General features: G+C 70.6%; 11 protein-coding genes. 8 read left to right on the forward strand and 3 right to left on the reverse strand.

What is annotated here, in order from left to right; translation table 11 throughout:
* The first annotated feature begins 51 nt into the window (after positions 1-51).
* Positions 52-222 (forward strand): hypothetical protein, encoded by a 171-nt coding sequence (locus tag AC31A1_RS15030; protein ID WP_489653792.1) that lies wholly within the window; start codon positions 52-54, stop codon positions 220-222.
* A 44-nt stretch (positions 223-266) separates the two neighbouring features.
* On the opposite strand, the gene AC31A1_RS15035 is transcribed toward AC31A1_RS15030, so the two are convergent.
* The gene (locus AC31A1_RS15035) at positions 267-524 is read right to left on the reverse strand and encodes a mycoredoxin (RefSeq protein ID WP_318018708.1); all 258 of its coding nucleotides are present in this window, start codon (positions 522-524) and stop codon (positions 267-269) included.
* 88 nt (positions 525-612) lie between these two features.
* Here AC31A1_RS15035 and AC31A1_RS15040 point away from each other — a divergent pair, with 88 nt between their 5' ends.
* From AC31A1_RS15040 to AC31A1_RS15060, 5 genes are all read left to right on the forward strand, one after another.
* The gene (locus tag AC31A1_RS15040; protein WP_489653793.1) at positions 613-2,904 is read left to right on the forward strand and encodes an ATP-dependent DNA helicase UvrD2; all 2,292 of its coding nucleotides are present in this window, start codon (positions 613-615) and stop codon (positions 2,902-2,904) included.
* Between the two features lie 168 nt (positions 2,905-3,072).
* A complete protein-coding gene (locus AC31A1_RS15045; protein ID WP_489653794.1) occupies positions 3,073-3,390 on the forward strand; it encodes a hypothetical protein in 318 nt (105 codons plus the stop codon).
* A 173-nt stretch (positions 3,391-3,563) separates the two neighbouring features.
* Complete coding sequence (locus tag AC31A1_RS15050; RefSeq protein WP_019058340.1) at positions 3,564-3,932, forward strand: WhiB family transcriptional regulator; 369 nt, start codon at positions 3,564-3,566, stop codon at positions 3,930-3,932.
* Complete coding sequence (locus AC31A1_RS15055) at positions 3,929-4,255, forward strand: hypothetical protein (RefSeq protein ID WP_366489738.1); 327 nt, start codon at positions 3,929-3,931, stop codon at positions 4,253-4,255. Before AC31A1_RS15050 ends, AC31A1_RS15055 begins: the two co-directional genes overlap by 4 nt.
* Before the next feature lie 134 nt (positions 4,256-4,389).
* Entirely contained in the window at positions 4,390-4,599 is a 210-nt protein-coding gene (locus AC31A1_RS15060) for a hypothetical protein (RefSeq protein ID WP_489653795.1), read from the forward strand.
* A gap of 48 nt (positions 4,600-4,647) precedes the next feature.
* On the opposite strand, the gene AC31A1_RS15065 is transcribed toward AC31A1_RS15060, so the two are convergent.
* Both AC31A1_RS15065 and AC31A1_RS15070 read right to left on the reverse strand, forming a co-directional pair.
* The gene (locus tag AC31A1_RS15065; RefSeq protein WP_489653796.1) at positions 4,648-6,036 is read right to left on the reverse strand and encodes an ABC1 kinase family protein; all 1,389 of its coding nucleotides are present in this window, start codon (positions 6,034-6,036) and stop codon (positions 4,648-4,650) included.
* The gene (locus AC31A1_RS15070) at positions 6,029-7,255 is read right to left on the reverse strand and encodes a TOMM precursor leader peptide-binding protein (protein ID WP_489653797.1); all 1,227 of its coding nucleotides are present in this window, start codon (positions 7,253-7,255) and stop codon (positions 6,029-6,031) included. The genes AC31A1_RS15065 and AC31A1_RS15070 overlap by 8 nt, the downstream gene beginning before the upstream one ends.
* A 218-nt stretch (positions 7,256-7,473) precedes the next feature.
* On the opposite strand from AC31A1_RS15070, the gene AC31A1_RS15075 reads away from it, so the two are divergent.
* Both AC31A1_RS15075 and AC31A1_RS15080 read left to right on the forward strand, forming a co-directional pair.
* Entirely contained in the window at positions 7,474-8,070 is a 597-nt protein-coding gene (locus AC31A1_RS15075; RefSeq protein WP_365608277.1) for a M48 metallopeptidase family protein, read from the forward strand.
* A 113-nt stretch (positions 8,071-8,183) separates the two neighbouring features.
* A partial coding sequence (locus AC31A1_RS15080) for a TerD family protein (RefSeq protein ID WP_489653798.1) occupies positions 8,184-8,816 on the forward strand: 633 nt, incomplete at its 3' end.

Consider the following 8,816-nt stretch of genomic DNA (forward strand, 5'->3'; position numbering starts at 1 on the left):
GATAACGGGGCGCGGATAAGCGGATAAGGGGGGTGCGGATCGGCTACGGGTGTGGACCGCGCGCCGCAGATGATCCGGCTCGCCCGCGCGGACGCGCAGCCGGGAAACGTCACCTTCGTAGAGGCCCATTTCCTCGACGGCACCTCACTCGCCGAAGGCACGTACGGCTTCGTGTGGCTGCGGCCTGCCCGTGAGGAGGACGACAAAGAGGGCGGCCCCTGACATCAGGGGCCGCCCTCTTCGGAGCTGTGTGCGCCGACTGTCGTTCAGGCGCCGAGCGCCTGCTTCACCTGGGCAAGGCTCGGGTTCGTCATGACGACCTCGGAGCCACCCTGGGAGGGAACCACCAGAACGGTGGGCACCGTCTGATTCCCGCCATTCGCCTTCTCGACGAACGCCGCCGAAGCCGGGTCCTGCTCGATGTTGATCTCGTTGTACGCGATTCCCTCGCGGTCCATCTGGCTCTTCAGCCGACGGCAGTAACCGCACCACGTGGTGCTGTACATCGTCACAGTGCCCGACATTCTCTCGCGCTCCTCAACAGCTCGGGGGATGTGTCCTCGCAGTGGAGGGAACGTACGCGACACGGCCGCAATTCCCACCACGGGCGGCATGCGGCACGTGACGCCTGCCGCATTAGTACGACTGCGGGTGCCTCCCTGTGGACAACCGGCTCACCCGTCTCCGGCGACCTGGCAGCATGGCCATGTGACAGCAGCAACGCACTCCTCCCTCTTCCCGCAGGTACCGGACTCGGCCGACGCGGTGCTCGAAGGACTCGACCCCGAGCAACGCGAGGTGGCCACCGCCCTGCGCGGTCCGGTGTGCGTGCTGGCGGGCGCCGGCACGGGCAAGACACGGGCGATCACCCACCGGATCGCCTACGGAGTGCGCGCCGGCGTGCTGCAGTCCTCCAGCGTGCTGGCCGTCACCTTCACCAACCGCGCCGCCGGCGAGATGCGCGGCCGGCTGCGCCAGCTCGGCACCACCGGAGTCCAGGCACGCACGTTCCACTCGGCCGCGCTGCGCCAGCTCCAGTACTTCTGGCCGAAAGCGATCGGCGGCAGCATGCCCCGGCTCGTCGACCGCAAGATCCAGCTCGTCGCCGACGCGGCGGCCGCCTGCCGCATCCGCCTCGACCGCGGCGAACTGCGGGACGTCACCGCCGAGATCGAGTGGTCCAAGGTCACCCAGACAGTGCCCTCCGACTACGCGGCCGCGGCGGCCAAGGCGGGCCGCGACGTCCCCCGCGCCCCCGCCGAGATCGCCCAGCTCTACGCCACCTACGAGGACGTCAAGCGCGACCGCGCGGTCATCGACTTCGAGGACGTCCTGCTGCTCACCGTCGCCGTCCTCCAGGACCGGCACGACATCGCCGAGCAGGTCCGCTCGCAGTACCAGCACTTCGTGGTCGACGAGTACCAGGACGTCAGCCCGCTCCAGCAGCGCCTCCTGGAGCTGTGGCTCGGCGACCGCGACAGCCTGTGCGTCGTCGGCGACGCCAGCCAGACGATCTACTCCTTCACCGGAGCGACGCCGGACCACCTGCTCGACTTCCGCACCCGCCACCCCGGCGCCACCGTCGTCAAGCTGGTCCGCGACTACCGCTCCACACCCCAGGTCGTCCACCTCGCCAACGGCCTGCTCTCCCAGGCCCGCGGCCGGGCTGCCGACCACCGGCTGGAGCTGATCTCCCAGCGCGCCGCGGGCCCCGAGCCCGTCTATGCCGAGTACACCGACGAGCCCGCCGAGGCCGAGGGCGCCGCCCGCCGCATCCGCGACCTCATGGACGCGGGCGTCCCGGCGAGCGAGATCGCGATCCTGGTCCGCACGAACTCCCAGTCCGAGACCTACGAACAGGCCCTCGCCGACGCCGGAGTGCCCTACCAACTGCGCGGCGCCGAGCGGTTCTTCGACCGCCCCGAGGTCCGCAAGGCCGGCATCGCCCTGCGCGGCGCGGCCCGCTTCGGCGGCAACGACTCCCTCCTGGACGACGTCATCGACCTGCCCTCCCAGGTCCGTGCCGTCCTCTCCGGCGAGGGCTGGACCACCGAGCCCCCGGCCGGCTCCGGCGCCGTCAGAGAGCGCTGGGAGTCGCTGGCTGCCCTGGTCAACCTCGCCCAGGACTTCGCCGCGGCCAGACCCGGAGCCACCCTCGCCGACCTGGTCGCCGAACTCGACGAGCGGGCCAACGCCCAGCACGCCCCGACCGTCCAGGGCGTCACCCTCGCCTCCCTGCACTCGGCCAAGGGCCTGGAGTGGGACGTCGTCTTCCTGGTCGGCGTCGCCGAGGGCATGATGCCCATCACGTACGCGAAGACCGACGAACAGATCGAGGAGGAGCGCCGCCTCCTCTACGTCGGCGTCACCCGCGCCCGAGAACGGCTCCACGTCTCCTGGGCCCTCTCCCGCTCACCCGGCGGCCGCCCCAGCCGCCGCCCCAGCCGTTTCCTGAACGGCCTGCGCCCCGGCTCGACCGGCGGTGCGGCCGGCCCCGGCACGGTCGCCCCCGGAGGCATCGAGCGCGGCTTCACGGGGACGCCCAAGGCCGTGCCGCGCCGGACGCAGCGCACGGTGGCCCGCTGCCGGGTCTGCGGCCGCACCCTCACCGAGGCCGGTGAGATGAAGCTGATGCGCTGCGAGGACTGCCCCTCGGACATGGACGAGGGCCTCTACGAGCGGTTGCGCGAGTGGCGGGAGGTCCAGGCGCAGCGCAGCGGTCAGCCCGCCTTCTGCGTCTTCACCGACAAGACGCTGATGGCGATCGCCGAGACCGTCCCCGACGACGACGGCGAACTCGCGCGGATCCCGGGCGTCGGCGTCCGCAAGCTCAACCGCTACGGGGCCGATGTCCTCGCCATCTGCGGCGGTCAGGAGCCTGCGGAGGGTGTCGCGGAGGACTGATTCAAACTCGTCGAGAAAATAGTTTGCGCATGCCCCAGCAATCCCCATAGGTTCTTAGACACGGGAACAGGGGGCCTTCTCGAAGGCCCTGATTCCGTGCTGTACTTGCATATCCGTAAGACCGGTCTCACCCCCGGTCCCCCGAGACGCCGAGAGGAGGCGATTCCAGTGATCAGCATCAACACCAGCTCCGCCAGCACCGTGAAAATGACCGATCTCTCGGTCGTCTCCCTGTGCATGCTCGGCGTTTCGAACCTGGACACCGGTCTGTCCGGCATTTCCGCCGCCCGCCCGGCGTCCGCCCTGTCTCTCGCGGTCCTTCCCGTCCGTGAGCGCAATGAGCGACCGACCAAGGCACTGGAAGCAGTAGGGGCACAGGCGCAGACCTATGCCTTTGCACCCGGTGCCGGAAGCCGGAAGCAGACGACGCAGCACCACCAGATGTGGGCCTTCCGTGGGCCAGAACCCTGGAGTGATCCAGCCTGATCGATCAGGCCGGCGCCTTCAGGGCCGCGGAACCCCATCCGGGATCCGCGGCCCTTCTGTTTTCCCCGAACGGGGACGACGGAGCGAAGGGGCCTCGGGACAAGAAAAGAACCCGGTACCAAGCCGACAACCGGCCCAACAGGGCCGGACCGACCAGACGAGGAAGAACAACCGTGCAACTCGAAGCGCACGCCCCGTCCGTACCGCCTTCCGAAACGATCCCCCCGCCCGGCCTCACGGAGGACTCCACCTTGACTCCGCTCACTACGCTCACCGCGCTCGACGACGCCATCGAGAACCTGGGCGTGCCCGTCCCCTGCCGTTCCTACGACCCGGAGGTCTTCTTCGCCGAGTCGCCGGCAGATGTCGAGTACGCCAAGTCCCTCTGCCGCACCTGCCCGCTGATCGAGGCCTGCCTCGCCGGCGCCAAGGAGCGGCGTGAGCCCTGGGGCGTCTGGGGTGGCGAGCTCTTTGTCCAGGGTGTCGTCGTGGCCCGCAAGCGGCCGCGTGGCCGTCCGCGCAAGAACCCGGTCACGGCATGAACATCTTCGGAACGATCGACCGCCCCCTCACGCACGACCCCAAGAAGCAGGCCCCGATGAAGCCGTCCACTCCCAGCGAGCCCGCGGGCTCCGCGATCCCAGACTTCACCACCCCGGGTGCGACCGAGTCGCGCCAGAACAGGACCCGAGAGATGCAACTCATCCCAGAAGCCCTGGCTCGTGCGCATATGCACGAGCGCCTGCACGAGGCCGAGCGGGAACGCCGGGCCGTACGCCTGGTGACCGCTCGCCGGATGCAGCGCAGGGCCGAGCGCGCCTCGATGCGCGCCCGCCGTGCGCTCGCCATGGCCGTCATGCAGTAACCGATCACACCTGAAGCGGTGGCCTCCCGATCTCGGGAGGCGAAAGCTCCCCCGCGGGGTCGGTCCGTCCGAACGGACCGACCCCGCGGTGCGTTCCGCCCGCCGATCCCCGGCCGCGGAGATATCGTCGGCGCGTGACGAGTCTTCCCGGAGGCAGTGACACCGGCGCCTCCACCGCGGAGCCCCAACCCCTCGTGTGCGCCCGCTGCGGCACCAGGCCCGAAGGCCCACAGCCCACCTGGACCTGCTCCATGGAGAACGGAACCCGGCACTACTTCTGTGACCTCTGTGCCCGGGAGAACCTCAGGCCGATCGAGGGACGGCTGGACTCGGCCTGGTGGTAGGCCGCACGCGCGCCGTCAGCGGCCCCGCTAGCGCCACCCGCGGCTCGCTCACGCCTCCGCCGCGGGCTCCTCCTCGTCCAGGTACTCCTCGTATGCGTCCGGGTCCTCCGGAACGAACCCCGGCAGCCACTCCTCCAGCTCATCGCGCAGCCGCACCGTCGCACCCAACTGGCACAGGACGCCGATTGTGCTCAATGTCACCCGGTGTATCAGGAGGTACGCCGGAGGCAGATTGAGCTGCTTGCCCAACTGGTGGGCGGGAGAGCGGGGGTCGGCGATACGGGCCGCCTGGCTGCGCATCCAGCCGCGGCTGAAGGTGAACGCGTCGACCTGGGCCGGCTCGATGATCGGCACGAGGTAGTCGAGGACGGCGTCGGGGTCCAGCTCTATCGACTCCTTGACGAAGCCTTCCGTGCGCAGCAGTTCGTAGACCGCCTCGGCGTCGCCGTCGAGCGTCATGCGCAGGGAGTCGCCGATGGGCGTCGGCAGACCGCCGGGGAGGCGGTCGACCGTGCCGAAGTCCAGGACACCCAGACGCCAGTCGCCCTTGCTGTCCGGATCGGCGGGCAGCAGACGGAAGTTGCCCGGATGCGGGTCCGCGTGGAGGAGACCGGTGCGGGCCGGGCCGGAGAAGAGGAAGCGGGCCAGGAGTTGGCCAGCCCGGTCGCGCTGCTCCTGGGTGCCGTCGGCGATCACCTCCGACAGCGGGATCCCGTCGATCCACTCCGTGACCAGCACCTGGTCGCACTGGTGGACCACGGCGGGTACCACGACGTCCGGGTCGCCCTCGAACTCCTCCGCGTGCGCCTGCTGGGCCTGCGCCTCCAGGCCGTAGTCCAGCTCCTCGGAGACCCGGTCGCGGAGCTCGGCGATGAGGGGCTTGATGTCCATCCCGGGGATGAGCGGGCCCAACAGGCGGGCGAATCGGCTCAGTTGGGTCAGGTCGGACAGGAGGGCCTCGCCGGCGCCCGGGTACTGCACCTTGACCGCGACCTCGCGGCCGTCGTGCCACACCGCCCGGTGCACCTGGCCGATCGACGCGGCCGCCGCGGGCTTGTCCTCGAACTCCAGGAACAGTTCACGCCAGTCCTCGCCGAGCCGCTCCGCCAGCACACCGTGCACGGTGCGTGTCGGCATCGGCGGTGCCGCCTCCTGGAGCTTGGTCAGCGCGGCACGGTAGGGACCGGCGACCTCCTCGGGCAGCGCCGACTCGAAGACGGACAGCGCCTGCCCGAACTTCATCGCACCGCCCTTGAGCTCGCCGAGCACCTTGAACAGCTGCTCCGCCGTGCGCTGTTGCAGCTCGCGGCCGACGATCTCCGCGGACTCGCCCACGATCCGTTTCCCGAGCCCCCACGTCGCTCTCCCGGCGAAGCCGAGCGGGAGCGCGGCGAGCTTGGCGGTGCGGGTGACCGCCTTGCGGGGAAGATCAGACATGCGCCCTCCAAGTCCCGGCCGGCCGGGCCGAGTCTGCCTTACGGCGCACATCCCTCGACGGCCGGTCCCCTGCCATTGTCGCGTGTCGATCCTCGTCCGTAGAGGTGTGGCCCTCCTTACCTTTCTTCGTACCCTTCTCCGAGGCTCCGCACGGGCAGCCGGAATGCGCCCAGACCGGTCGCGCGTGCCAGTGCAGACCGGGCAGCGAGACCTCCCACCGCGCGCCCGCGCTCGACGGCGACTGCCCGTCCAGGAAGGCGAGCGCGTGCGCGGCCGCCAGCCCGGCGACGGTCGTGGCCAACGTCAGATCGCAGGGCCGCACCTGGGGCTGTCTGCCGGAGCGCCACTGCGCGACCAGACGCGGCCAGGTCGGATCACGGTCGGTGCGTGCGTGGTGCAGACAGCCCGCGCAGGACGTCTCGCCGGGCAGGACCAGCGGACCCACGACTCCCGTGCCCTCCACGACACCGGCGTACAGGTGGGGGGTCCCCGAGACGATCAGACCGGTGGCGGCGGCCGGGTCGGGCGCATAGACGGCGACGTCGTCACGCGGGGCGAGGATCACGAGGGAGAAACCGGGGTCGCCCTCCTCCGCCACGGCCTGCGAGGTCCGGCGGGGCGGGCGGTCCGGTGCCGCCCGGCGTACCGCGCGGCGCGCCGCCTCGTCCCGGCGCTCGCCGACCGCCTCAGCGGGCAGCCCGCCCGGTGCGACGTCCCACGGCTCGGTGCGACCGCCGTCGCGCACGTCGACCTCGCCGACGCCCGCGCCAGACAACAGCGCGGCCAGCACCGCGCCCACCCGGCCCGCGCCTCTCACCTGTACCCGCAGTTCGCGACGCGCCGCCAGACGGCCCATCGACTCGCCCGGCTCGCCGGTGATCAGGGAGAGCGACGCGAGGTCCGGGCGCAGCCGGTCGAGGACGTCCTTCTTCGCGCGGAGGGCATCGGCCGCGGGCCCGCCGCCCTTCGCGTCGTCGAGCAGTCCCGCGCGGGTCAGCCCCTCCACCAAGTGGTCCACCTGGCCCTCGGGCAGATCCATCCGCTCGCCCTCCTCGCGCAGGAGCGGCAGTCCGCGCGTGCCGTTGAGCAGATCCAGGAAACCGCTCGTCGCCGTGTCCATCGGGCCCAAAGTCATCGCGTGCGCCGGTGTCATCCCGAACTGCACGGTGTGGAGATCGCGCCAGCCGCGCCGCAGCGCGGGCTTCACCATCGGATGCATGACAGGCCCCCGTAGCCCTAGGAAGTACGTCCCGTGTGCCGGCGGAATCGGTCGGTGCTCCGCCTGCGATGCCAGCCTGCCCGGCCCGGGCGTCGGGTGCAGAAAGTTGTCCACAGGCTGTGGGGTTCGTCGTACAAATCAAGCGCTTGGTGGCGGATCGATACCGAAACCGCCCCGGAGTCGGGACTTCCCGCGTGTGCAGAGGGTAACGTCGTGGCGTGCCCGCCGACCCACTGCACAGCGCCGGAAAACCACAGCGCAGTACGACGAGCCAGCCGCCAAGCGGCTCGGGGGCGAGCGCGATCGAGGTCCGCAGGAGTGCGCGTCGGCGCAGAACGGTCTCCGCGTACCGCGAGGGCGATCGCACCGTCGTGCTCATCCCCGCCCGCATGTCCGAGGCGGAGGAGAAGCGCTGGGTCACCGTCATGCTCGACAAGCTGGCCGCCCAGGAGAGCAAACGGGTGCTCGGTGACGCCGAGCTGTCCGAGCGCGCCGAGCGTCTGTCGGCCCAGTACTTCGACGGCCGCGCCCGGCCCTCCTCCGTGCGCTGGGTGACCAACCAGAACACGCGCTGGGGCTCCTGCACGCCCTCCGAGGGCAGCATCCGCCTCTCCCACCGGCTGCAGGGCATGCCCGAGTACGTCGTCGACTACGTGCTGCTGCACGAGCTGGCGCATCTCCTGGTGCCCGGACACGGGCCGCGTTTCTGGCGGCTCCTGGAGGCGTATCCGCGCACCGAGCGGGCCAAGGGCTACCTCGAAGGCGTGGTCGCGGCCGAGCGGCTGCCCCATCCGCCGGGCGCCCGCGACGAGTGAGGCCCTCTTGTGGGGGATTGTGTACCGGGTCTGTACCGACTTCCTCCGGTGTCAGTGATTGCCGTTAGCCTGGCGCGACTCACTTGCATCGGGATGGGGGACGGTCGTTACGCATGGCCAGGGAATTCCAACGCGGCCACAAGGCCAAGATCAGTGACCTCACCGCGGGCACGGATCTGTACGTAGGTGTGCAGATCACGGGCCCCGGACTGACGTTCGACATCAGCTGCTTCGGCCTCGACGCCGAGGAGCGGCTCTCGGACGACCGGTACTTCGTGTTCTTCAACCAGCCGAAGTCCCCCGAGGAGTCCATCCAGCTCCTGGGTGCCCAGGCGGGCGACTCGGAGTCCTTCCGGGTCACGCTCGACAAGATCCCGCCGCAGATCCACAAGCTGGCGTTCACGGCGACGCTCGACGGCGCCGGGCAGATGTCGCAGATCGCCCCCGGGTACGTCCGGATCGTCGCGGGCGGCGAGGAGGTGGCCCGCTACTCGTTCAACGGTTCGGAGTTCACCACCGAGCGGGCCGTGATGCTGGGTGACTTCTACCTGAAGGATGTCTGGCGGTTCGCGGCCGTCGGCCAGGGCTTCGACGGCGGCCTCGAAGCGCTGTTGAAGAACTTCGGCGGCGAGGTGGCCGAAGAGGAGACGCCCGAGCCGCAGCAGGCGCAGCCCGCGCCGCCGCAGTCCGGTGCCGCACCCGGCTTCGCCCCGCCCGCGTTCGGCGCCCCCGCGGCTCCGGCACCT

It is taken from the genome of Streptomyces sp. P5F9, assembly GCF_057961495.1.